General features: G+C 65.6%; 25 protein-coding genes and 4 tRNA genes. 19 read left to right on the top strand and 10 right to left on the bottom strand.

Annotated features, from left to right (window positions below):
* The first annotated feature begins 62 nt into the window (after positions 1-62).
* Positions 63-1,346 carry a sensor domain-containing phosphodiesterase gene (locus QM615_RS21040; RefSeq protein WP_262498467.1) on the top strand — a complete coding sequence of 428 codons (1,284 nt, stop codon included), beginning with the start codon at positions 63-65 and terminating at the stop codon, positions 1,344-1,346.
* Here the strand turns inward: QM615_RS21040 and QM615_RS21035 are convergent.
* Genes QM615_RS21035 through QM615_RS21025 form a run of 3 tightly spaced genes read right to left on the bottom strand, consistent with a single transcriptional unit; the run spans position 1,343 to position 3,770 of the window.
* Positions 1,343-1,723, bottom strand: coding sequence for a VOC family protein (locus QM615_RS21035; RefSeq protein WP_121873433.1), 381 nt, complete (start codon positions 1,721-1,723; stop codon positions 1,343-1,345). The two genes, QM615_RS21040 and QM615_RS21035, sit on opposite strands and share 4 nt — an antisense overlap.
* Positions 1,724-1,747: 24 nt before the next feature.
* Positions 1,748-2,869: a GGDEF domain-containing protein gene (locus QM615_RS21030; RefSeq protein ID WP_188078711.1), complete on the bottom strand. Its 1,122-nt coding sequence runs from the start codon at positions 2,867-2,869 to the stop codon at positions 1,748-1,750.
* 7 nt (positions 2,870-2,876) lie between these two features.
* On the bottom strand, positions 2,877-3,770 hold the full coding sequence (locus tag QM615_RS21025) for a 1,4-dihydroxy-2-naphthoyl-CoA synthase (protein ID WP_121873431.1): 894 nt from the start codon (positions 3,768-3,770) through the stop codon (positions 2,877-2,879).
* 67 nt (positions 3,771-3,837) lie between these two features.
* On the opposite strand from QM615_RS21025, the gene QM615_RS21020 reads away from it, so the two are divergent.
* From QM615_RS21020 to QM615_RS21010, 3 genes are read left to right on the top strand one after another with little or no spacing between them, the layout of a single operon-like run.
* Positions 3,838-4,470 (top strand): PaaI family thioesterase, encoded by a 633-nt coding sequence (locus tag QM615_RS21020; protein WP_121873430.1) that lies wholly within the window; start codon positions 3,838-3,840, stop codon positions 4,468-4,470.
* A complete protein-coding gene (locus QM615_RS21015; RefSeq protein ID WP_149406684.1) occupies positions 4,467-5,438 on the top strand; it encodes an o-succinylbenzoate synthase in 972 nt (323 codons plus the stop codon). The genes QM615_RS21020 and QM615_RS21015 overlap by 4 nt, the downstream gene beginning before the upstream one ends.
* Before the next feature lie 52 nt (positions 5,439-5,490).
* Positions 5,491-5,934, top strand: a complete 444-nt coding sequence (locus tag QM615_RS21010) for a DUF6918 family protein (protein ID WP_037187084.1) — start codon at positions 5,491-5,493, stop codon at positions 5,932-5,934.
* Between the two features lie 51 nt (positions 5,935-5,985).
* On the opposite strand, the gene QM615_RS21005 is transcribed toward QM615_RS21010, so the two are convergent.
* The 4 genes from QM615_RS21005 to QM615_RS20990 are packed head-to-tail and all read right to left on the bottom strand — an operon-like array spanning position 5,986 to position 9,934.
* Positions 5,986-7,383 carry a DUF2252 domain-containing protein gene (locus QM615_RS21005; protein WP_149406685.1) on the bottom strand — a complete coding sequence of 466 codons (1,398 nt, stop codon included), beginning with the start codon at positions 7,381-7,383 and terminating at the stop codon, positions 5,986-5,988.
* 22 nt (positions 7,384-7,405) lie between these two features.
* Positions 7,406-8,239 carry a siderophore-interacting protein gene (locus tag QM615_RS21000; protein ID WP_149406686.1) on the bottom strand — a complete coding sequence of 278 codons (834 nt, stop codon included), beginning with the start codon at positions 8,237-8,239 and terminating at the stop codon, positions 7,406-7,408.
* A gap of 46 nt (positions 8,240-8,285) precedes the next feature.
* A complete protein-coding gene (locus QM615_RS20995; RefSeq protein WP_283347886.1) occupies positions 8,286-9,350 on the bottom strand; it encodes an AbrB family transcriptional regulator in 1,065 nt (354 codons plus the stop codon).
* Positions 9,347-9,934, bottom strand: coding sequence for a flavin reductase family protein (locus QM615_RS20990; RefSeq protein WP_283347885.1), 588 nt, complete (start codon positions 9,932-9,934; stop codon positions 9,347-9,349). Before QM615_RS20990 ends, QM615_RS20995 begins: the two co-directional genes overlap by 4 nt.
* Before the next feature lie 62 nt (positions 9,935-9,996).
* On the opposite strand from QM615_RS20990, the gene menD reads away from it, so the two are divergent.
* Positions 9,997-11,607, top strand: coding sequence for a 2-succinyl-5-enolpyruvyl-6-hydroxy-3-cyclohexene-1-carboxylic-acid synthase (menD, locus tag QM615_RS20985; protein ID WP_269596805.1), 1,611 nt, complete (start codon positions 9,997-9,999; stop codon positions 11,605-11,607).
* Here menD and QM615_RS20980 read toward each other — a convergent pair.
* Positions 11,604-12,107, bottom strand: coding sequence for a DUF2505 domain-containing protein (locus QM615_RS20980; protein ID WP_269596806.1), 504 nt, complete (start codon positions 12,105-12,107; stop codon positions 11,604-11,606). The two genes, menD and QM615_RS20980, sit on opposite strands and share 4 nt — an antisense overlap.
* Before the next feature lie 55 nt (positions 12,108-12,162).
* Here QM615_RS20980 and QM615_RS20975 point away from each other — a divergent pair, with 55 nt between their 5' ends.
* The 4 genes from QM615_RS20975 to QM615_RS20960 all read left to right on the top strand — a co-directional run bounded on the left by QM615_RS20975 (position 12,163) and on the right by QM615_RS20960 (position 14,934).
* Positions 12,163-12,603 (top strand): DUF3592 domain-containing protein, encoded by a 441-nt coding sequence (locus QM615_RS20975; RefSeq protein WP_068282362.1) that lies wholly within the window; start codon positions 12,163-12,165, stop codon positions 12,601-12,603.
* Positions 12,596-13,021: a glutaredoxin domain-containing protein gene (locus QM615_RS20970; protein ID WP_149406690.1), complete on the top strand. Its 426-nt coding sequence runs from the start codon at positions 12,596-12,598 to the stop codon at positions 13,019-13,021. The genes QM615_RS20975 and QM615_RS20970 overlap by 8 nt, the downstream gene beginning before the upstream one ends.
* Before the next feature lie 63 nt (positions 13,022-13,084).
* Positions 13,085-14,224 carry a glycosyltransferase family 4 protein gene (locus tag QM615_RS20965; RefSeq protein ID WP_283347884.1) on the top strand — a complete coding sequence of 380 codons (1,140 nt, stop codon included), beginning with the start codon at positions 13,085-13,087 and terminating at the stop codon, positions 14,222-14,224.
* Positions 14,225-14,238: 14 nt separating this feature from the next.
* Entirely contained in the window at positions 14,239-14,934 is a 696-nt protein-coding gene (locus tag QM615_RS20960) for a demethylmenaquinone methyltransferase (RefSeq protein ID WP_082073920.1), read from the top strand.
* 6 nt (positions 14,935-14,940) lie between these two features.
* Here the strand turns inward: QM615_RS20960 and QM615_RS20955 are convergent, their stop codons facing one another.
* Positions 14,941-16,188, bottom strand: a complete 1,248-nt coding sequence (locus QM615_RS20955) for a geranylgeranyl reductase family protein (protein ID WP_283347883.1) — start codon at positions 16,186-16,188, stop codon at positions 14,941-14,943.
* 188 nt (positions 16,189-16,376) lie between these two features.
* Between QM615_RS20955 and QM615_RS20950 the strand changes: the two genes are divergently transcribed.
* Together QM615_RS20950 and htpX are read left to right on the top strand one after the other, a co-directional pair.
* Positions 16,377-17,396: a polyprenyl synthetase family protein gene (locus QM615_RS20950; RefSeq protein WP_068046271.1), complete on the top strand. Its 1,020-nt coding sequence runs from the start codon at positions 16,377-16,379 to the stop codon at positions 17,394-17,396.
* An 89-nt stretch (positions 17,397-17,485) separates the two neighbouring features.
* A complete protein-coding gene (htpX, locus tag QM615_RS20945) occupies positions 17,486-18,355 on the top strand; it encodes a zinc metalloprotease HtpX (protein WP_068046268.1) in 870 nt (289 codons plus the stop codon).
* Positions 18,356-18,459: 104 nt separating this feature from the next.
* On the opposite strand, the gene QM615_RS20940 is transcribed toward htpX, so the two are convergent.
* The gene (locus QM615_RS20940) at positions 18,460-18,960 is read right to left on the bottom strand and encodes a YajQ family cyclic di-GMP-binding protein (RefSeq protein ID WP_008713817.1); all 501 of its coding nucleotides are present in this window, start codon (positions 18,958-18,960) and stop codon (positions 18,460-18,462) included.
* 175 nt (positions 18,961-19,135) lie between these two features.
* Here QM615_RS20940 and QM615_RS20935 point away from each other — a divergent pair.
* The 8 genes from QM615_RS20935 to secE all read left to right on the top strand — a co-directional run bounded on the left by QM615_RS20935 (position 19,136) and on the right by secE (position 21,657).
* A tRNA-Tyr gene (locus tag QM615_RS20935) sits at positions 19,136-19,218 on the top strand.
* A 150-nt stretch (positions 19,219-19,368) separates the two neighbouring features.
* A tRNA-Thr gene (locus QM615_RS20930) sits at positions 19,369-19,441 on the top strand.
* 62 nt (positions 19,442-19,503) lie between these two features.
* Positions 19,504-19,576 (top strand) — tRNA-Met (locus QM615_RS20925).
* Positions 19,577-19,657: 81 nt separating this feature from the next.
* Positions 19,658-19,825 (top strand): 50S ribosomal protein L33, encoded by a 168-nt coding sequence (rpmG, locus tag QM615_RS20920; RefSeq protein ID WP_027498281.1) that lies wholly within the window; start codon positions 19,658-19,660, stop codon positions 19,823-19,825.
* 138 nt (positions 19,826-19,963) lie between these two features.
* Positions 19,964-20,476, top strand: a complete 513-nt coding sequence (hadA, locus tag QM615_RS20915) for a (3R)-hydroxyacyl-ACP dehydratase subunit HadA (RefSeq protein ID WP_068046265.1) — start codon at positions 19,964-19,966, stop codon at positions 20,474-20,476.
* Positions 20,463-20,888 carry a (3R)-hydroxyacyl-ACP dehydratase subunit HadB gene (hadB, locus tag QM615_RS20910; protein WP_149406692.1) on the top strand — a complete coding sequence of 142 codons (426 nt, stop codon included), beginning with the start codon at positions 20,463-20,465 and terminating at the stop codon, positions 20,886-20,888. Before hadA ends, hadB begins: the two co-directional genes overlap by 14 nt.
* Positions 20,889-21,074: 186 nt before the next feature.
* Positions 21,075-21,147: transfer RNA gene (locus QM615_RS20905), tRNA-Trp, on the top strand.
* 30 nt (positions 21,148-21,177) lie between these two features.
* Entirely contained in the window at positions 21,178-21,657 is a 480-nt protein-coding gene (secE, locus tag QM615_RS20900; RefSeq protein WP_149406693.1) for a preprotein translocase subunit SecE, read from the top strand.
* Positions 21,658-21,684: the final 27 nt, after the last annotated feature.

Genomic DNA, 21,684 nt, shown 5'->3' with positions numbered 1-21,684 from the left:
GGTTAAGCTCACCTGGATCCGGTTCCAGAACGGGCCCGGCTGTTCGTTGCGAGGTGATGCCGGTGGACGGTGAGGTCGCGGACACCGCGCGCTCCCAGTCTCGCCGGCAGAGCGACTCCGCTCGTCGATACCTCGATGTCGAGGCGACGACGCCCGCTCTGCGATCGACGGTCGAATTCGCCGCACGCAGCGTCGGATTCGCCATTGCCCAGCTCAACGTGCTCGACGAAGACACTCAGTACACGCTGGTCAACGTCGGCGGACCGCCGGTGTCCACGGTGGTACGGGCCGACACCCTCTGCGACGACGTGGTGCGCTCCGGCGAACCCGCAGTGGTGGCGCACGGACGCGTCCACGCCACCACCCGGCAGCGCGCCATCCTCGACGACAACGGCATCGCGTCCTACGCGTCGGTTCCGCTGCGCGGGCGCGAGGGCCTGGTGATCGGCACACTCTGCCTGCTCGATCGCACGCCGCGCTCGCTCTCGGGTGAGCAGATGCAGGAACTCGAACAGTTCGCGTCGGTACTGGAGGAGCAACTAGACCTGCACCGCCGCGTCGGATCGGGCGTCATCCGGCTCGGTAGCGACAACGACATCGCCGACTCCATCGCCGACGGCCACATCGTTCCCTGGTTCCAATCGATCGTGGATCTGCGGACGGAGGAGATCGTCGGCTTCGAGGCGTTGGCGCGTTGGCACCACCCCACCCGGGGGATGGTGGTGCCTGCGGATTTCGTACCGTTCGCCGAGGCCAGTGAACTGATCATCGACGTCGACCTCAGTGTGCTCGCGCAGGCCGCGGCCGAAATGAAGAAGTGGCACGTCCACCGTCCGGACCTGCGGCTGACCGTCAACATTTCCGGACGCCACCTCGCGCATCCCGACGGCGTCAGCCAGCTGCAGCGCGCCATCGCGTCCTCCGGGGTGTCGCCGTCGTCGATCTCGCTCGAACTCACCGAGACCACTGCCGTGACGCCGGGGCCGCTGCTGCGCAGGCACATCGACGACGTGCATCGGCTGGGCTTTCGGGTGCTGCTGGACGACTTCGGTTCGGGCTGGTCCTCACTCGAACGGCTGGTGACGCTGCAGCCCGACGGCATCAAGATCGACGGGCACCTGACGCGGTTCGTCGACACCGTGGCCGGACGGGCGATGATCAGGTCGTTGGCCGGAGTGGCGAAAGACCTCGACCTGACGATGATCGTCGAAGGCATCGAGAGCCGCGAACAGGCCGACGCTGCACTCGAACTCGGCTGCACCCTGGCTCAGGGGTATCTGTGGTCGCGGCCGCAGTCGGCAACGGCCGTACTGCGCGCGATCGCCGACGACGCGTCGACGGGCTAGCGGTTGTCCCGCCGCAGCGGATGATCCTGGGGGATCTGCACCAGCACGATGGGAATCGCGTCCGGATCCTCGATCCACATCTCGATCAGACCCCACGGCTCGGTTCGGGCCTCACGCACGATCTCGATGCCGGCGGCCGTCAATTCCGCTGTAGCAGAGTCGATATCGCGTACCTGTAACCACAGCGCACCGGAGAACGACCCCGATTCGTCGCCGCGATGGTGCGCAGCGACCTCGATCAGGCCCTGACCCGCGAAGAACACCGTCCCTCCGGGGTATTCGCGACACACCGCCAACGAGAGACCGTCACGGTAGAACTCGAGAGTCCTTTGGTAATCGACGGGCCGGAGAATTGTCCGAGAAGCGAGGATGTCCACCCCGCATGGATACCACGTGGTGGGTCAGAGCATGGTCGTCGCGATTCGGTTGCCGCCCGCGGCCTTCGCCTCGTACATCATCGAGTCCGCCACCCGCGTTGCTCGCGTCACGATGTCGACGTTCTGATCCCACACAGGTGAATCCGCGTGCAGAATCGCGGCCCCCACGCTGACCGTCACCGCGACGGGATCCTCGGGATCATGCAGTGCTCGGCGTACCCCATGAACCAGTGCATCGATGTGGAGTCGCGACGTCGAGACGACGGCGAGGTATTCCTCTCCGCCGGTGCGCGCGATCACGCCGTATTCGCCCAGGTGTGCGCGCAGACGCTCGGCGATGCGCACGATGACCGCGTCACCTTCCTCGTGCCCGTACAGGTCGTTGACGGATTTGAAGCGGTCGATGTCGATCATCACCGCCGCCGAGCACTGATCGGCTTCTCGGCCCAGTGGCCACACGTCGTCGATGGCCGCGTCGAGACCGCGACGATTGAGCAGACCGGTGAGCGGATCGAGCAACGAACGGCGGGCATCGTCGGTCAACGTGGTGATCAGCAGATGCGAGACGAGTGGAACTGCGGCGATCGTGAGCAGCACGACGTTCGTCCGGAAGATCAGTGATGCGATGCCCACCTCCTCGCTGGAGTACGTCGCTGCCGCGGCAACGAGCGTGCACGCCACCGCGAACACCAGGTGCGCCACCATCCAGCGGGGACTGAGGCAGAACGTGCAGAACGTCCCGATCACGGCGAACAGCGTGCACGTCAGCAGGGCGTCCGCGAGCGGGTTGATCAACAGCGTCGATGCCGTCCCCAGATCGGCGAAGACCGCAAAAGCCACCACCCCGAGTCGGCCGGGAAACGGTCTGGTGATCCATGCGGCGCTGACGGCCACGACCATCACCACCAGACCTGCTTTCCAGGCGACGGCAATTGGGCTGAGTGAGGTGTCCTCGGAGAACAGCGACACCACCGCCAGCACACCGAAATTGAGCGTCAGGCATGCCATCACCCACCGGACGAGCTTTCCGGCGGGCCGGGAATTCTGGAAGTCCGCCATCCAGCGGTAGTCGTAGGGCTGAGTGAACCAGGCTCGGACAGCACCCGCAGAACTGCCGTGACTGCGGCCGTGCGGGGTGGAATTCACCAGTGCGTCAGAAATACCGAGGGAACGGCGACCAATCGGGCTCGCGCTTTTCCAGGAAGGAGTCGCGACCCTCCACCGCCTCGTCGGTCATGTACGCCATGCGGGTCGCTTCACCGGCGAACAGTTGCTGACCCACCAGGCCGTCGTCCTGCAGGTTGAAGGCGTACTTCAGCATTCGTTGTGCCTGAGGTGATTTCGCGTTGATTTTCGCAGCCCACTCGATTGCAGTGTTCTCGAGCTCGTCGTGATCGACCACCTTGTTCACCGCGCCCATGCGGTGCATCTCCTCGGCCGAGTACGTCTCGCCGAGGAAGAAGATCTCGCGGGCGAACTTCTGACCGACCATCTTCGCCAGATACGCACTGCCGTAACCACCGTCGAAGCTGCCGACGTCCGCGTCGGTCTGCTTGAATCGCGCATGCTCGCGGCTTGCCAGCGTCAGATCGCACACCACGTGCAGGCTGTGTCCGCCGCCTGCTGCCCAGCCGTTGACCAAGCAGATGACCACCTTGGGCATGAATCGAATGAGACGCTGCACCTCGAGGATGTGCAGGCGCCCGGCGCGGGCCTTGTCGACGGTGTCGGCCGTCTCTCCGTCTGCGTACTGATAGCCGCTGCGACCGCGAATGCGCTGATCGCCACCGGAGCAGAACGCCCAGCCGCCGTCCTTGCTGCTCGGTCCGTTTCCGGTGAGCAACACCGTTCCCACGTCGGAGCTCACCCGTGCATGTTCGAGGGCGCGGTAGAGCTCGTCGACGGTGTGTGGACGGAATGCATTACGGATTTCGGGACGGTCGAACGCAATCCGGACGGTCGCGTCGGACACGTGGCGGTGATACGTGATGTCGGTCAGATCTTCGAAGCCGGGAACGGGACGCCACAGTGCGGGAGTGAAGGTCACGGGCGCCAGCTTAACGGTGGCCGGGGTTGGCTCCGTGCCGAACGGTCGGTGCAGCTAGCGTGCAGTCATGACCGACCCGATCGAGCTCGACCGCGATTACGACCACCATGGAGGCTTCCCGCGTTTCGTGCCGGCGAAGGTGGGGCCGGAGTACGGGCAGCTGCTCGAGGCCCTGCGCACGGTGCAGGATCTCGCGGTGTCCACCTCGTTGCCGGCCGAAGTGACCGAGGCAGCTGCGGACAAGGCTCGGGAACTGATCGAGCTGTTGACCCCGCACGTGGTGGCCGAGGGCCGCCAGACCGCCGGGCGAGTTCCACGTCTGCCGGGTCGCGGTTCGCTGCTGCTGATGCCGTGGATCATCGAGAAGATCGACGCAGACGGTGTCCGAAGTCGGGGGATGTTCCGTCGTTTCCATCTCGGTGGAAACTCCGCCGCGCACGGTGGCACGCTGCCACTGCTGTTCGACGACCTCTTCGGTCTCGTCCAGCACGCCTACGGCAGGCCCATCAGCCGGACGGCGTACCTGCACATCAACTACCGCAAGGTGACGCCGCTGAACACCGAGCTGATCGTCGAGGGCGCGGTGGATCGGGTCGAGGGACGCAAGACGTTCATCAACGCTCGGCTCACGGATCTGGACGGCAACCTGTTGGCCGACTGCGAGGCGTTGATGGTGCAGTTGCTCCCGGGGCAGCAATGATTCCCGCGATCGACGACGTTCTGGACGGCGCGCATGTGCTCTCGATGCCCATGCGGACCAAGTTCCGCGGCATCACCACCCGCGAGGTGATGCTCGTTCACGGACCGGCCGGGTGGGGTGAGTTCTCACCGTTTCCCGAGTACGACGACGTCGAGTCGGCTCCGTGGTTGGCGTCGGCGATCGAGGCCGCGTGGGACGGCCCGCCGAGCCCGTTGCGCCGACGCATCCCGGTGAACGCGACCGTTCCTGCCGTGGCGGCCGCCGACGTGGCAGCGGTGTTGAGCCGGTCTCCCGGTGCCGAGACGGCCAAGGTGAAGGTGGCCGAGAAGGGGCAGACCCTCGCCGATGACGTCGCTCGGGTGCGTGCCGTGCGCGAGCTGGTTCCGCGGGTACGGGTCGACGCCAATGGGGGCTGGACCGTCGACGAGGCCGTGGCGGCTCTGACGGCTCTCACCGCCGACGGTCCGCTCGAGTATGCCGAGCAGCCGTGCGCGTCCGTACCGGAGCTGGTCGAAGTTCGGCGTCGGGTGCCCGGGGTGCGGATCGCTGCAGACGAGAGCATTCGCCGGGCCGAGGATCCGATGAAGGTCGTCCGAGCAGGCGGAGCCGACATCGCGGTGCTCAAGGTGGCTCCGCTCGGCGGGATGCGGGCTCTGCTCGAGCTGGCCGGAGAGCTGGGGGAGTACGGCGTGCCGGTGGTGGTGTCGAGTGCTCTGGACTCGGCGGTGGGTATCTCGTCCGGGCTGGCCGCAGCCGCTGCGCTGCCGCACCTCGAATTCGCCTGCGGTCTGGGAACGGGCGCACTGTTCGTTCGAGACGTCGCACCTGCGCCGGAGGTGATCGACGGAACGTATCCGGTCGGCAGCCTCGAACCCGACGCCGAGGCACTGATCGAGCTCGATGCCGACGCCGATCGCACGCAGTGGTGGATCGATCGAGTTCGGCGCTGCCACGCCCTTCTGCGGTAGTCTTGCGCCCGGTCCGCGTGGGGCCGCTGACACATCTGGGAGGAAGTTCGAAGTGGTTGCTGCACTCAAGGATTCGCTGCTCGACGAGTCGAAGGCCGACGCTCTGCGCGTCGATGTCCTGGCACTGATCGACGCCGAGGTCGCGGACAAGAAGGGCGCGAGTGGACTCGCGGTCAAGGGGGGATACGGCGCGGTGAAGAAGGTCGGGCCGTCGTACATCGACAATGCGGTCTCGGCTCTGTGGCCCGATTTCGTCGACAAGCTGGACCCGTTCTGGCAGTCGTACAACGCTGCCCCGCAGGGCACGTTCGGTCAGTACCTCGCCGCCAACGGCGACGCCGCATCCGACGCGCTGCTCTCGGTCACCGATGCGCGCATCGAGGAGACCGACAAGTCCGTCGTCAAGAAGTTCTACGGCAGCCTGCGTGGCTCGGCGAAGAAGAACGTCACCGAGGCACTGCCGCGCGTGGGTGACCTGGTCGCCAAGCACGCCTGAGCGGCTTCGCCGCATGTGAGCGGAAACTCGTAGTGGACTACGAAGTTCCGCTCACATGCGCGTAGCGCTCAATCGCTCCCAGTCGGCTTCCGTCTGATCCGCGTACAGCTGCGCGAATCGGCCCAAAGCGACGTCGAGCTGATCGGAATCGCCCGTGTATCCCGAGATCATCGACGCGCCACTGGTACGCGCATGTCCCTTGGCCAGCAGTCGGCCCACCACCCGTGCGTAGTCGACCAGCGCGGGTGCATCGATCGACGACAGGTCGATCGTTCCCTTCATGTTGCGGAACTGCCGCACGTAGTACTGCCGTCCGGCGATGGTCGTCCAGCCCAGCAGCGGATCGCTGACGGTCTGCAGATCCTGCTGATACTCCACGACGCGTTGCCCCTGATGATCGTGCCAGGCCGATTCGCCGTGCACGTACGGCGCAAGCACCGAGCGTCTGGCCTGCTTGAGCTGCAGAAACACGACGTCGTCCTCGCTGGTGCCCTCGAGCAGAGCCACGTACGCCCGCAGGCCGACGCTGCCGACGCCGACCACGCGGTGCGCCACGTCGATCAACGTGTATCCACCGAGCACTCGACGCCAGTGCGGGGTGAGGGTGAGCAGATACTCGTCCAGTCCGACGGCGAGAAGTTCCTCGTCCTTCGCCGAGATGCGCGTGGTGATCGGCGGCTCCTCGACGATTCTGCGCTTGCCCTCGTGCTTCTCGGTGAAACGCGGCAGAACGCGGTCACTGGTGCGTCGACGCGCCTTCTTGGTGGCGCGTTTGATCTCCTTGCGCAACGACCCCTCGGTGGCGTCACGCTGCAGCTTCTCGGCCGTCAGACGCTGGAACGAACGCGACATCAGCGGCTCGTCGGCAAGTCTGGCCACCTCGATTCGGTACGCGGACACACAGGCGGTGACGGCATCACGACACTGATCCTCGGTGCGGCCGTTCTGCCGCCCGGCCACCCAGATGCTCGCGGCGAGGCGTCGTAGATCCCATTCCCAGGCACCCGGGTGGGCCTCGTCGAAGTCGTTGAGGTCGATGACGAGGTCGCGTTCGGGTGAGGCGTAGAAGCCGAAATTGCCGAGGTGGGCGTCGCCACTGATGACCGGGTTGATGCCGGTCGACGGCAGCATCGCCACGTCCCGAGCCATGACGATGGCCGTGCCCCGCAGAAATCCGTACGGGGACTCGACCATCCGCTCGAGGCGCGTCGGTATCAGCCATTCGATGCGGCCCTGGTGCGAGTATTCGATCTGCTTGACCGGGTCGGGTCGATCCGCCGGTGGGGTCCAGTCACCCAGGGAGGCGATCGGTACCTTCTCGCGTAGGCGTCGACCCAGTTCGTAGCGTTCGGCGCGGGGGAGAGGACGGGCGCGCAGCGAGGCGAACGACGCGCTGTCTACATCTACCGAGTCGGTGACGACCGTGTGACCTTTTCCCAAGCCGGACATGTGAGATGACACTAATCCAGTGCTATCCGGCGGCTTTACCGAACTTCCAGTATCCGGTGAAGCAGATGCTGGATTTCGGCACTGCGCGGTCGTTCACCAGGTATCTGCGCAAGCCCGTCGCCAAGCCCTGCTCGCCCGCCACGTAGACGAACGGGGTGCCGCCGGGAAGTTCGGCTTTCTGCACGGCGGCCAGCGCCGCATCACCGGGCTTGGCGTGCGAGTTGGGGCGCACGATCCAATTCAGCTCGACGCCCGGCGGCACGTGGTGATCCTGGACGTCGGCCTCGGTGGGGACTTCGATGAACACCACGGCCCGCAGGTCCTCGGGCGAGGATCGCAGTATTCCGAGAATCGCCGGAGCTGCACTCTCGTCGCCGACGAGCAGTTGCCATGGGGTCTCGATGTCCGGGTTGTAGATGCGTCCCTCGTCGAGAATCGCGACGCGGTCCCCTGGAACGGCGTGCGCAGCCCACGACGACGCTGGACCTGCTTCACCGCCGTGTTCGCCGCCGTGTACGACGAAGTCCACGTCCATCTCCGCACCCTCGCTGAACGTGCCCTGGCCTGCGGGCCGGTAGTTGCGGACGGTGTAGTTGCGGACCACCGGCTTGGTGTCCTTGGAGAAGGTCAGATACTGGGCGTACCAGAGTTTGGAGGTCGAGCTGGGGATGCGGGGTTCGCGCTGGCCGGGTTGCGGCAGGAACAGGCGGAACCACTGGTCGTATCCCATGTACCGGTAGTTCGAGAGCGACTCGCCCCCGAGGGTGATTCTGACGAACCCGGAACTGATCCGATCGGCTGCGAGAACGTGCAGACGGTAGAACGCCGGGTGCTCGGGTTTGAGGTACTTGGCCATGCCGGTGAGATTAGTGGACCCTAACTACGAATGGGGTCGCGTCGATTCACTCGGGCCGCCCTCGCCGATAGTGCTGGACCACCTTCGCTCCCATCGGCACCGCGAACAGCATCATGAACACTCGGATCACCTGGGCGGCCACGACGAACGTCACGTTCGCACCGGTCGATGCCGCGATGGCCAACACTGCGTACACCCCACCCGGGGTGGTGGCGAGGTAGCCCTCGTATCCGCTGGTGCCCGTCGCCGAGGCCAACCACAGCCCCAACATCGCGCACCCGACGGTGACGGCGATGATGAGCAGCAACGCGGACGGCAGCACCCGCGAGATGGATTTCAGGCTCGCGACGGTGAATCGCAGACCGGCTTGCCACCCGATCACGATGTACGCCGCCCACAGCAGCAACGTGGGAACACTGGCGTCGAACGAGAACCCGAGAACGTCGGCGCACGTGGCGACGATCAGCGGGCCCAGCAGCGCCGGAGCGGGAAATCGGAGTGCCAGTGCGAGCAGGACTCCCACCCCGCCGCAGACCAGAACGAAGGCCAGGTCCACGTACAGCGGAGCGCCGGAATCGGCGAGCATCGTCGACTGACCGGGTTGTGCGCGGAACACCAGTGTCGCCACCAGCGGCAGGGTGGTGGTGACGAGAACGACCCGCAGGTACTGCACCACCGCCACGACGCGTTCGTCGCCGCCGAGTTCCTGGGCAATGGCCACCAGCCCCGACGCGCCGCCCGCGACCAGTGCCAGCGCACCGGTCAGCGAATCGATGTCCTTACGCAGTCCCAGCAGCGCGCCCGCAGCGATGGACAACACGAGCGTTCCGACGCATGCCAGCAGCACCGGCAACCAGGCGTCGCCCAGTGAGCTGAGGGTGTCTCGCTGCACCAGCGTTCCGATCTCGACACCCAGCACCGCCTGAGCCACCATGCCGAGTCGGCGCGGCAGCGGGGCGCGCTCGGTTCCCGTGGTCGGTGCCCAGCCGGCGAGCGCGAAGATCATCGCCACCAGCAGCGCGACGAACAGTGCTGCCGACGGAATCCCCAGAGCATCCGCGCCGACGGTCAGGCCGACCGTGACGAGAATCAGCAGCGACCAGCGAATCAAGAAGGGCGCTCGATGTCACGAACCTCGGGCGGCAACCCCCACTCGGTACGGCCGAGGCGGCTGAGCGGAGCGATGGCGTCGAACTCGGGCAGTCCGTCCTCGGCCAGATATTCGGGACGCACGGACAGGGCGACGACGGTGCCCATGACGACGAAGCAGTTGCCCACCTCGACGACGCGATGCAGTCTCGCCTCGATGGCGATCGGAGCGGCCGCAACGCGCGGTGGTGTGACGACGGTGCTGGGTTCGCTCTCGATCCCGAGCTCCTCGAATTCGCTGACGCCGTGATCGAAGCTCGCCGAGCTGCCGTTGACCTGATCCACCAACGGAGCCGTCGCCAGATTGACGACGAACTCTCCGGTGGCCTCGATGTTGCGCAGACTGTCCTTGCGGCTCACCGAGGTGAACTGCACGACCGGCGGTTCCACCGAGGACACCGTGAAGAAGCTGTACGGCGCGAGGTTCGCCACACCGTCGGCCGAGACGGTGGAGATCCATGCGATCGGCCTGGGGACCACCGACGCGGTCAAGAGCTGGTAGAAGCGGCGGGGGGAGACCTCATCGGGCCGGAAGACTGTACGCACACGTCAATACTGTCAAAGCCCGGTTGCGGCGGCTGACCGACGCATCTGACACTCTGGATTCTGTGAATCCGTCCACCGCACAGGCCACCGCAGTCGTCGACGAACTGGCGCGCAGCGGGATCCGAGACGTCGTGTTGTGCCCCGGCTCGCGGAACGCCCCGCTGGCGTTCGCGTTGCAGGAGGCGGACGTTGCCGGCCGCTTGCGGTTGCACATGCGGATCGACGAGCGAACCGCGGGCTTTCTGGCCATCGGCCTGAGCCTGGGCAGTGGTCAGCCCGTTCCTGTGGTCATGACGTCGGGAACCGCGGTCGCCAATCTGGGGCCTGCGGTTCTCGAAGCGAACTACGCGCGCATCCCGCTGATCGTCATCAGCGCCAACCGCCCGTACGAGATGCTCGGCACCGGCGCGAACCAGACCATCGAGCAGCTCGGTCTGTTCGGATCTCAGGTACGCGCGACGATCAGCCTCGGACTCGCCGAGGAAGGACCCAAGCAGAACAGTCAGTGGCGCAGCGCCGTCTCCCGCGTCATCGCCGCAGCGCGCGGCGCACGCTCCGGCAACGCCGGTCCGGTGCACTTCGACATCCCGCTGCGCGAGCCACTGGTGCCTGCGATCGGCGACCCCGGCGCGCGTCCGGAGGGTCGGCCCGACGGGTTGCCGTGGACCTCGACCACGCAGGCGACATTGGACGTCCCCGTCGAACTGGATCTGACGGTCGACACCGTGGTCGTCTCCGGTCACGGCGGCGCCGTGCGTCCGGAGCTGGCCGGGTTGCCGACCGTCGCCGAGCCGACCGCCCCCCTGCACGGAATCCCGTTGCATCCCTTGGCTCTTGCGCAGTTGAAGCCGCGCCAGGCCGTCATCACCGGGCGGCCGACGCTGCACAGGCAGGTCTCGGCGCTGCTGGCCGATCCGGCCGTGGACGTCATCGCGCTCACCACCGGTCCGCGCTGGCCCGACGTCTCCGGCAACGTGCTGGCCACCGGCACCAGAGCGGTCACCACGGGCGCGCCCGACCCCGCCTGGATCGCCCGCTGCGCCGCGCTCTCCGAGAGAGCCGAACTGGCTGTGCATCAACAACTTCGAGAGCACCCCAAGCCGACGGGACTGCACGTGGCGGACGTGGTCATGTCTGCGCTGCAGCCCGGAGATCAGCTGGTGCTCGGAGCGTCCAACCCCGTGCGCGACGCGGCCCTGGTGGCGACTCCGAACCCGGACGTGAAGGTTCTCTCCAACCGCGGCGTGGCCGGTATCGACGGCACCGTCTCGACGGCCATCGGTGCCGCGATGGCCGGAAAGCGGCGCACCGTGGCACTTCTCGGTGATCTGACATTTCTGCACGACGCAGCGGGCTTGCTGATCGGCACCGGTGAACCGCGTCCCGAAGACCTGACGATCGTCGTCGCCAACGACGACGGCGGCGGCATCTTCGAGCTCCTCGAACAGGGCGATCCTCAGTACGCGGGGGTGTTCGAGAGAGTGTTCGGTACGCCCCACGGCATGGACCTGGGCGCGCTGTGCGGTGCCTACCGCGTGGAGCATCGGCTGGTCGACTTGGCCGATCTGGCAACCGAACTCACCGGACATGCCACGGGAATCAGGGTGCTGGAAGTGACCACGGAGCGATCGGGACTGCGTGATCTACACGCAGCGATTCGGGCGCGTCTCTAGTTCTCCTGCGCTGCAACCCATTCGAGGGTCTGGCCGGTTTCCTGGTCGATCATGTCCTTGATCATCTTGTTGATCAGGTCCTCGATCTTGCCGCCCACGATGGGGATCTTCACGGTCGAGTCACCCTTGACGATCAGTTTCGCGCCGGTGCCGTTGGGGCGCAACGACAGGGTGCCGTTCACTTTCGCGGGCAGACCGGTGGTGCCGCCGGTCAACGTCCCCTCGGCGTGGTCGCCCTCGAGCGGCCCCCAGTGATCGGTGCGCGAGACGATCAGCTTTCCCTTGATCACCTTCGTGACGAAGCCGGGGAGTTCGGACGTGCCGACTTCTTCGGAGATGTCGACGGTCAGGCCACCGTCGTCGTGCTTGGTCAGCTCGTACCCGTCGGTCTTCTTCGCCTTGGCGAAGCGCGCCATCCACTGGTCCTCGCTGGTGAGTGCTGCGTGCACGTCAGCGGGGGGATTGGACGATTCGACGGTGAACTCGAAGCTGCGCGACATGAGTCCAGACGCTACCCGAGCCGAGTCGCGTCGGCTGCGAAGTAACCTGATCGCTGTGACCGATACCGACAGAGGCAGCCGAACGCTGCACAGGGCCCGGCTGGTCGTGCTGGTGGTCGCCGTCGCGATTTCTGTCCTCGCCGTGCTTCTCGTCATCGGGGCCTGGCGCAACGACGTCACCATCGACTCCGACAAGGGCACCGCCACCGCCGAGGTACTGTCCGCGGGCAAGCTGCGCTCGGCCGTCAGCTTCATCACCCCCGACGGCGTGACGCACAACCCCCCTCTCGGCGTGCTGTACCCCACCAATCTCGTCGCGGGCCAGCGCATCGAGGTCGAGTACTACAAGGCCGACCCGGACGTCGAGTTGGTTCGCGTCGCGGGCCGCGACGCCACCGTCGCGATCGTTCCGGCCGGATCCGTCATCGTCGTCACGTGGCTGATCGCCGGTCCGGCGCTGTTCTGGTTACGTCGCAAGGAGGCCGAGAATGCGTAACGCAAAGCATTTCGTCCTCGCTGCCCTCGGTTCGGTCGCCGGGTTCGCGCTGGTGAACTTCGGAAACATTGCGTCCTCGATCGTGGTGATGGTGCTCGCCGTGGTGTTCGTTCTCGTCCTGACGACGCCGGTGCTGTATCCGCGATCTCTGTCCGACGACGCGTCGCGCAATCAGGCAACGGAGAAATCGGTGCCGTTGATCTACTGGCGTCCGGGATGCATCTTCTGCTTGCGGTTGCGGGTGGCGCTGCTGCTGCGCGGAAAGAAAGCCGTGTGGGCGAGCATCCGCCAGGACCCCGCTGCGGCCGCGCGAGTGCGATCGGTGAACGACGGCAACGAGACGGTTCCCACGGTGTTCGCGGGCTCCGAACATCGCACCAACCCGGATCCGTCGTGGGTGCTCGCGCAATTCGTGTGACGTTGGCCCACACGTAACGTTGTCCATACCTGGCCGACGGCGGGGCCGCCCACACTGAGGATCGTGCGAGTAGCCATCGTTGCGGAATCGTTCTTGCCCAACATGAACGGCGTCACCCACTCGGTGATCCGTGTCCTCGAACACCTCGACAAGACGGGGCACGACGCCATCGTCATCGCTCCGGACAATCCGTCCGGTCCCAGAGCCGCGACGTGGCACGACAACGTTTCGGTGCACCGGGTGCCGTCCGTCATGGTCCCCAAAGTGAGCTCGCTACCCGTCGGCGTGCCCGGGCTCGGCATGGTCTCGGCGATGCGCGCCTTCGCTCCCGACGTCGTACATCTGGCGTCACCGTTCCTGCTCGGAGCGGGCGGGCTGGCCGCCGCCAACCGACTGGACGTGCCCGCGGTCGCCGTTTATCAGACCGACGTCGCCGGTTTCGCCGCCAGCTATGGCCTCGGCCTCACCTCGAAGGCCGCGTGGCGCTGGACCAGGAGACTGCACAGAGGCGCGGCCCGCACTCTGGCCCCGTCCACCTCGGCCGTCGACGCGTTGGAGTTGCACGGCATTCCGCGCGTGCACCGGTGGGCCAGGGGAGTCGACGCCGTTCGCTTCGCACCCTCGGCCGCATCGCAGACGCTCAGAAGTCAGTGGGGAGCAGGCGAGAAGCTGATCGTCGGCTTCGTCGGCAGGCTCGCCCCGGAGAAACACGTCGAGCGGCTCGCCGTACTGGCCGCAGACCCGTCGATCCAGCTGGTGATCGTCGGCGGCGGACCCGACACTGTGGCACTGCGGACCCTGATGCCCGGGGCGATCTTCACCGGCCAACTCGGCGGCGACGAACTCGCTCGGGCCTACGCCAGCTTCGACGTCTTCGTCCACCCCGGCGAACACGAAACCTTCTGCCAGGCAGTGCAAGAGGCCCTCGCCAGCGGCGTCCCCGTCATCGGGCCCGACGCGGGAGGCCCGCGCGATCTGGTCTCGCACTGCCGCAACGGATACCTGCTGCCGGTCGACAAGTTCACCGAACTGCTGCCCAGTGCCGTCGGAGCGCTCGCCGAACCCACCACCCGCGCCCGCTTCGGCGACGCAGCCCGCAAATCGGTACTGCACCGCACCTGGCCTGCCATCTGCGACGAGCTGATCTCGCACTACTACGACGTGCAAGGCATCACAGCGCCGCGGGTGCAGAAGATTGCTTGAGTAGTCTGGACTTCGTGGCCCAGACATCACGCGCAACCCTGGCAAAAGAGCCCCACGAGGTGGCGTCGATGTTCGACGGCGTCGCCCGTCGATACGACATCACCAACACGGTTCTCTCGTTCGGGCAGGACCGCAGTTGGCGCAAACTGACTCGGCGCGCCCTCGATCTCAAACCTGGTGAGCGGGTACTCGATCTCGCTGCAGGCACCGGCGTCTCCACCGTCGAACTCGGTCGCAGCGGAGCCTGGTGCGTGGCCACGGATTTCTCCAAGGGCATGCTGCAGGCAGGACTGCAACGAGGCGTTCCGATGGTCGCAGGTGACGCGATGGCACTGCCCTACGCCGACGCCAGCTTCGATGCAGCCACCATCTCTTTCGGCCTCAGAAATGTCTCGGACTTCGACGCCGGACTGCGCGAGATCGCTCGCGTCACCAAGCCGGGCGGCAGGCTCGTCGTCTCGGAATTCTCAACGCCGGTGTTCGGTCCGTTCCGCACCGTGTACATGGAGTACCTGATGAAGGCGTTGCCGAAAGTCGCTCGCGCCGTGAGCAGTAACCCCGACGCCTACGTCTACCTGGCCGAGTCCATCCGCGCGTGGCCGACGCAGGAGCAATTGGCGCAACGCATTGCCGACGCCGGCTGGACCGACGTGCAGTGGCGCAACCTCACCGGTGGAATCGTGGCTCTACACAAGGCAACTCGGCCCTGACGCGATTCAGGTAAATGGCGGCCGGGAATCGATTTTCAGTGATCCGGTTCCCGATGCCCGCCAGGTTCGGGCGACGAGATCGCTGTCCGCTTCGGTGATCAGGTTGCCCATGCAGCGGACGGCGACTTTCATCAGCGCCCGTGAGCGCATGCCCACCGGTCCCGCCGCGGGCAGGAATCTCGGCACCGTCAACAGTCCGGCGAGGCGTCGAGCGATGGAGAAGGCCTGCCCGTAGTGCTCGCGCAGCAGGGTCGGCCAGGCGTCGGTGAGGTCGGGGTGATCGAGCAGGTCGACGACCATGCGACCGCCTTCGAGTCCGTAGTCGATGCCCTCGCCGTTGAGTGGGTTCACGCAGGCTGCGGCGTCGCCGATGATGGCCCAGTTGGTGCCTGCGATTCCCGAGACCGCGCCGCCCATCGGCAGCAGCGCCGACGCCACCGAACGCAACTCCCCGCCGAGGTCCCATTCGCCGCGGCGCTGGTGGGTGTAGAGATCGAGCAGTGGCCGCAGCGCTCCGGGTGCCGGCCTCTTGGCGGTGGCCAAGGTGCCGACGCCGATGTTGATGGTTCCGTCGCCCAGCGGGAAGACCCAGCCGTAGCCGGGCTGCAGAGTGCCTGCCGCGTCACGTAATTCGAGGTGCGAGCTGATCCATTCGTCGTTGCTGCGGCCCGAGTCGATGTAGGCGCGAGCGGCGACGCCGAATGCGGTGTCGCGATGCCATTGCCGCCCGAGTTGCTTGCCCAGAGTCGAGCGGACGCCATCGGCGACGATCAGTGTACGACAGGAGATCTCGTGTGCGCCGGCGGCGGTCTGCAGGGTTACCGAGCGGACCGAATTGCCGTCGCGGGTCACGGCGACAGCCTTCGCTCCCTCGGCCATCACGGCTCCGGATTCGACTGCGGCGACGCGAATCCTGTCGTCCAATTCGGTTCGGGGAACTGCACTTCCGACGGTGGGAAGGGACTTGCTCGGCCACTCGAGTTCCAGTTCCTGCCCGAATCCGCTCAGTCTCAGTCCTCGGTTGCGCGCTTTGCCGCGCACCCACTCGCCCAGACCCAGCTGATCGAGCTCGGCGACGGCGCGTGGCGTCAACCCGTCGCCGCACGTCTTGTCGCGGGGGAACACTGCCGCGTCGGCCAGGACGACGTCGCGGCCGGATCGCGCGGCCCATGCCGCAGCGGACGATCCTGCGGGGCCCGCGCCCACGACCAGAACGTCGGTCGCGGTGGGTGGGGCCGGGTGGGAAGAGGTCACGTGTTCCAGTATCCCGATTTCTACGAACGGGTGCGCCGAGGGCCTTCGGTCGATGCCGTGTGAAGCGTCACCTGTGGTCGGTGACACCGTCCCACCGGTGTGCACGCTAGGTTCACTACGGTAGAAGGCGAGCAGTGGCGCTTCGCCGCTGCCGCCGGCATGTCGACGACAGGACAGGGACCAACATCGTGAGTACAGACGACGCTGCCGTAGCAACGGTCGTTGCCGGAGTCGACCTGGGTGACCCGGAGCTCGCGCGAACCGTCGCCGACGGCCTCGCACGCGTCGAAGAACTGATGATCAGCGAGCTCTCCGACGGTGAGGAGTTCCTCACCGAGGCCGCTCTGCACCTGGCCAAGGCCGGCGGAAAGCGCTTCCGACCCCTGTTCACCGTGCTGACCGGTCAGCTGGGACCGTCGCCGACCGATCCGGCGATCGTCACCGCGGCCACGGTCGTCGAGCTGGTTCATCTGGCGACGCTCTATCACGACGACGTCATGGACGAGGCGTCGATGCGTCGAGGTGCCGAGAGCGCGAACTCACGCTGGGGCAACAGTGTGGCGATCCTCGCAGGCGACTACTTGTTCGCCCATGCGTCTCGTCTGGTGTCCACCCTCGGACCCGACGCCGTCCGCATCATCGCCGAGACCTTCGCAGAACTCGTCACCGGTCAGATGCGCGAAACCATCGGGGCCAAGAGCACCGACGATCCCGTCGCGCACTACCTGAAGGTCGTGTGGGAGAAGACCGGATCGCTCATCGCCTCCTGCGGACGCTTCGGCGGAACGTTCAGCGGCGGCGACGCCGAACATGTGGGACGCCTCGAGCGCCTCGGTGACGCCGTCGGAACAGCCTTCCAGATCTCCGACGACATCATCGACATCTCCTCGGCAACCGAGCAGTCCGGAAAGACTCCCGGTACCGACCTGCGGGAGGGCGTACACACTCTGCCGGTGCTCTTCGCGCTGCGCGAGGAAGGTTCCGACGGCGATCGGCTGCGCGAGATCCTCGCCGGTCCGGTCACCGAAGACGCGCTGGTCACCGAGGCTCTGGAGCTGCTGCAGCGCTCACCCGGCATGGTCTCGGCAAAGAAGACACTCGGTGAATATGCCGCGCGGGCACACGCAGAACTCGCCCTGTTGCCGCAGGGTCCGGCCAACGATGCCCTCGGCCGCCTGGTGAATTACACCGTCGAGCGCGTCGGGTAGTCGGCTCGGACTTCGGGCCGGGAACTGCCGGTCCAGGTGTTTTCGTTGAATCGGGTAGGAAGACCCGGTACGAGGAGGCATCTTCAGTCATGAACGGTTACGCGAACGGTGCGAAGACTTTCGGCCTGTTGGTCGGGATGTCGGCGCTCATCGTGTTCATCGGTTCGCTGTTCGGTAACGCGACCATTCTCATCGGCTCCATCGTGTTGGCAGTCGGCGTCAACGGCTACGCGTACTTCAACAGCGCGAAGATGGCCCTGCGGTCGATGCATGCCGTCCCGGTGACCGAGCTCGAGCAGCCGGCGATGTATCGCATCGTGCGCGAATTGGCGACGGCCGCTCATCAGCCGATGCCTGCGCTGTACGTCAGTCCCACCAACAACCCCAACGCGTTCGCCACCGGCCGCAACCCCCGCAACGCTGCGGTGTGCTGCACCGAGGGCATTCTGCGGATCCTGGACGAGCGGGAACTGCGCGCGGTGCTCGGGCACGAGCTCTCGCACGTCTACAACCGCGACATCCTGATCTCGTCGGTGGCCGGTGCGATGGCGTCGGTCATCTCGGGTCTGGCGAACCTGGCCTTCTTCGCCAACATTTTCGGCGGACGTGGCAACGGGGGCCCGAACCCGCTCGCGTTGCTGCTGGTGTCGATGCTGGGGCCCGTTGCGGCCAGCCTGGTTCGCCTCGCGGTCTCTCGGTCGCGTGAGTACCAGGCCGACCAGTCCGGGGCCGAGCTGACCGGTGACCCGTTGGCGCTGGCGTCGGCGCTCCGCAAGCTCGAGCAGGGAGTGCAGCTGGCACCGCTGCCGCCCGAGCCGCGGTTGGCGGCGGAGTCGCATCTGATGATCGCGAATCCGTTCCGCATGGGCGACAAGGCCGGGCAGCTGTTCGCCACCCACCCGCCGATGGCCGACCGCATCGAGCGACTCGAGCGGATGGCCGGCCACCGGCCGTATTGAGCGGCCGCGCCGCATGTGAGCAGAAACTCGTAGTCCACTACGAGGTTCCGTTCACATGCGGCACAGGAGTGGAGCCTGCCGAACGACCCAGGTGAGAAGCCGCTCTATCGGTAGTTGACGAACTGCAGCGCGATGCCGAAGTCCTCGTTCTTGAGCAACTGCTGGATGGCCTGCAGATCGTCGCGCTTCTTGCTGCTCACGCGCAGTTCGTCGCCCTGGATCTGCGCCTTGACGCCCTTGGGGCCGTCGTCGCGGATCTTCTTGGAGATCTTCTTGGCGTTCTCGGTCGTGATGCCCTGCACCAGCTTGCCGGTGACCTTGTAGACCTTGCCGGACGCGGCCGGATCGTTGGTCTCGAAGGCCTTGAGGGAGACGTCCCGTCGGATCAGCTTTTCCTTGAACACGTCGAGGGCGGCCTTGACCTTCTCCTCGGATTCGGAGGTGATGACGATCGTCTCCGACTCGCCGCTACCGGACCATTCGATGCTGGTGTCGGATCCGCGGAAGTCGAAGCGGGTCGCCAGCTCCTTCGCGGCCTGTCCGACGGCGTTGTCCACTTCCTGTCGGTCGACCTTGCTCACTACGTCGAAGGACGAATCAGCCACTTCTCACACTCTCCAGTCGAATCGAAAATTTGGTTTGGCGGTGGTGTCGGTCCACATCCCGCAGGGACTTTATCGGCCCGCTACCGACCGTATCCACCCGGTTTGCGTTCCGGGGGGACGTTCGTTGTATTCTTCTCACCGCGCCGAAGAGCAGTACGGGCTTCGATCGCATCACGGCAGATTGCCCGAGCGGCCAATGGGAGCGGACTGTAAATCCGTCGGCTTATGCCTACGTAGGTTCGAATCCTACATCTGCCACACCTGGAACCCCGGCGAGGATTTCTCTCGCTGGGGTTTCCATGTGAAGAGGGACAGGAACGGCTCGCTGACCACGCAATTTGGTAGTCGGCGCTCCGAATGTGTAACCTCTTGAAGGCTTCAGCGCACGGCTCGATGTGTTCTGATCCCGCCCCCTTAGCTCAGTCGGTAGAGCGTTTCCATGGTAAGGAAAAGGTCAACGGTTCGATTCCGTTAGGGGGCTCGCTGGATTGGATGGCTCGACGTCGCGTTCCCCGCGTGGGATGGTGGACGGTGAGCACCTGAGGCGGTGTAGCTCAGTTGGTAGAGCAAACGACTCATAATCGTTGCGTCGCCGGTTCAAGTCCGGTCACCGCTACACAGTAGGCAAGCACGACCAGTAGCACTCATGAACAGTCCTGATTGACCCTGATCAGATTTACCCGAAAGTAGGCGTCCAGTGGCCTCCTCCACCGATGTGCGGCCCAAGATCACCTTGGCCTGCGAGGTTTGCAAGCACCGCAACTACATCACCAAGAAGAACCGTCGGAACGACCCCGACCGCATCGAGCTGAAGAAGTTCTGCTCCAACTGCGGAACGCATCGGGCGCACCGCGAATCTCGCTAGTCTGCTCGGCTCGCTGGTTCGCAGTTCCGATTTTTCGTCGGCGCCCGGCGTTAGGTCGCATTTTCTTCCCTAACGGCTCTTGCGTCCAGGGTAGAAAAGGTCTCCACCGTGTCACAAGCTCCACATGACGTACCGGCCATGGATGCATCCGCTCACGCGGCGTCCATGGTCGGTTGTCATTTCCGCGTCGACGACTTCTACGAGGTCGGCCGCGAGAAGGTCCGTGAGTATGCGCGTGCCGTCCAGGATTTTCATCCCGCGCATCACGACGAGGACGCAGCGAAGGGCCTCGGTTACGACGGTCTCCTCGCGCCCTTGACCTTCGTTTCCCTGCTCGGGATCATGTCGCAGACCCGGATGTTGCAAGAGGTCATCACGGGTTACGACCCGAGTCAGATTCTGCAGACCGATCAAAAACTGGAATTCCATCGCCCGATCCAGGTCGGCGATCGAATTTTTTGCGACGTGTATCTCGAGTCGTTCCGGCAGATGGGTGGCAGCGACATCATGACCACCAAGAACATCATCACCGATCAGAACGGCGACCTCGTGCAAACCACGTGGACGACGATCGTCGCGCGAACCGGCGGGGAGATCGACGAGAACATCGCCCATGCGGTGAAGGAAGTGATCAGGCATGGCGCTTCGTAACTTCGACGACGTATCGGTCGGGGACGAACTGCCTGAGCGAGTGGTGTCCCTGACCCGCGGCGACCTGGTCAACTACGCAGGCGTGTCCGGCGATCCCAACCCGATCCACTGGAGTGACGAGGTCGTCGCGCTGGCCGGATTGGACGACGTCATCGCGCACGGGATGCTCACGATGGGCCTCGGTGCCGGTTTCGTCACGTCGTGGCTCGGCGACCCGGGTGCGGTCACCGAGTACAACGTGCGCTTCACCAGTGCGGTGTTGGTCCCGGCCGATGCCCCGGCTTCGGTGGAATTCACCGGCAAGATCAAGTCCGTGGATGGCGACGAGCGAACCGCGATCGTCGCCATCGTCGCGAAGTCCGCGGGCAAGAAGATTTTCGGGCGAGCGACCGCAACGGTGCGCTTGGCCTGAGCATGGTCGATCCGGCGGAGGTCGTTCGCCGCCGGGACGACGGGATTTATCTGTTCCGAAGGGTGTGCAGTACACTGAGATTTCTGGGGTAATTCGGCGCTCCGCGCTGCCCGCGTCCTCCTCCGGAGGTTGCGTGGGCCGTGTAGTGCCGGATGGACACCAGAGCGGCCGAGAAGTTTCGGCCGAAGGGGCGTAGCTCAATTGGTAGAGCAACGGTCTCCAAAACCGTAGGTTGCAGGTTCAAGTCCTGTCGCCCCTGCCCAAGGTGTCAGCAACTGAGAGGAACGACGTGAGCGAGGAGCGCGGTAAGCGCGACGGTCGATCGGAGGAGGAGTTCGAGAACTCCTCGGCTTCGGGCGACGTCGCACCTGGCTCCGAGGGCCGTCCTTCCGATGCTGACACCACTGCCGGTGAATCCGCTGCAGACGCCGTGGTGCCCACCGGCAAGCGATCCACCAGCAGGTCCCGCGGAAGCGCTTCGAGCGTGTCGATGTCCAAGGCTCCGGCCGCATCCACCGCGCCGGCCAAGACCAAGACCGGCAGGACCCGATCGGGCAAGGTCAAAGCCGACAAGCGGCCGAACGTGTTCATGCGTCTGCTGCAGTTCTTCCGTGAGGTCGTCGCCGAGCTTCGCAAGGTCATCTGGCCGAACAAGAAGCAGATGGTCACCTACACCAGCGTCGTGCTCGTCTTCCTGACGTTCATGGTCGCGTACATCAGTGGCCTCGACCTGCTCTTCATCCAGGGCGTCGGCTGGCTGTTCGGCTGACCGATCGCAGCTGCGTGACTTATCGAC

Origin of the sequence: Rhodococcus sp. IEGM 1341, assembly GCF_030056895.1 — a bacterium.
Classification (GTDB): Bacteria; Actinomycetota; Actinomycetes; order Mycobacteriales; family Mycobacteriaceae; genus Rhodococcoides.
Note: the sequence above shows the minus strand (reverse complement) of the source record. Positions and strands in the feature narration are given on the sequence as shown.

Bases quoted from the DNA above. Each gene is read 5' to 3' on its own strand.
- QM615_RS21020 (WP_121873430.1), top strand. From the start codon at position 3,838: ATGACCGACCCGATCGAGCTCGACCGCGATTACGACCACCATGGAGGC.
- QM615_RS21015 (WP_149406684.1), top strand. From the start codon at position 4,467: ATGATTCCCGCGATCGACGACGTTCTGGACGGCGCGCATGTGCTCTCG.
- QM615_RS21005 (WP_149406685.1), bottom strand. From the start codon at position 7,383: ATGTCCGGCTTGGGAAAAGGTCACACGGTCGTCACCGACTCGGTAGAT.
- QM615_RS21000 (WP_149406686.1), bottom strand. From the start codon at position 8,239: ATGGCCAAGTACCTCAAACCCGAGCACCCGGCGTTCTACCGTCTGCAC.
- QM615_RS20980 (WP_269596806.1), bottom strand. From the start codon at position 12,107: ATGTCGCGCAGCTTCGAGTTCACCGTCGAATCGTCCAATCCCCCCGCT.
- QM615_RS20970 (WP_149406690.1), top strand. From the start codon at position 12,596: ATGCGTAACGCAAAGCATTTCGTCCTCGCTGCCCTCGGTTCGGTCGCC.
- htpX (WP_068046268.1), top strand. From the start codon at position 17,486: ATGAACGGTTACGCGAACGGTGCGAAGACTTTCGGCCTGTTGGTCGGG.
- hadA (WP_068046265.1), top strand. From the start codon at position 19,964: ATGGATGCATCCGCTCACGCGGCGTCCATGGTCGGTTGTCATTTCCGC.
- hadB (WP_149406692.1), top strand. From the start codon at position 20,463: ATGGCGCTTCGTAACTTCGACGACGTATCGGTCGGGGACGAACTGCCT.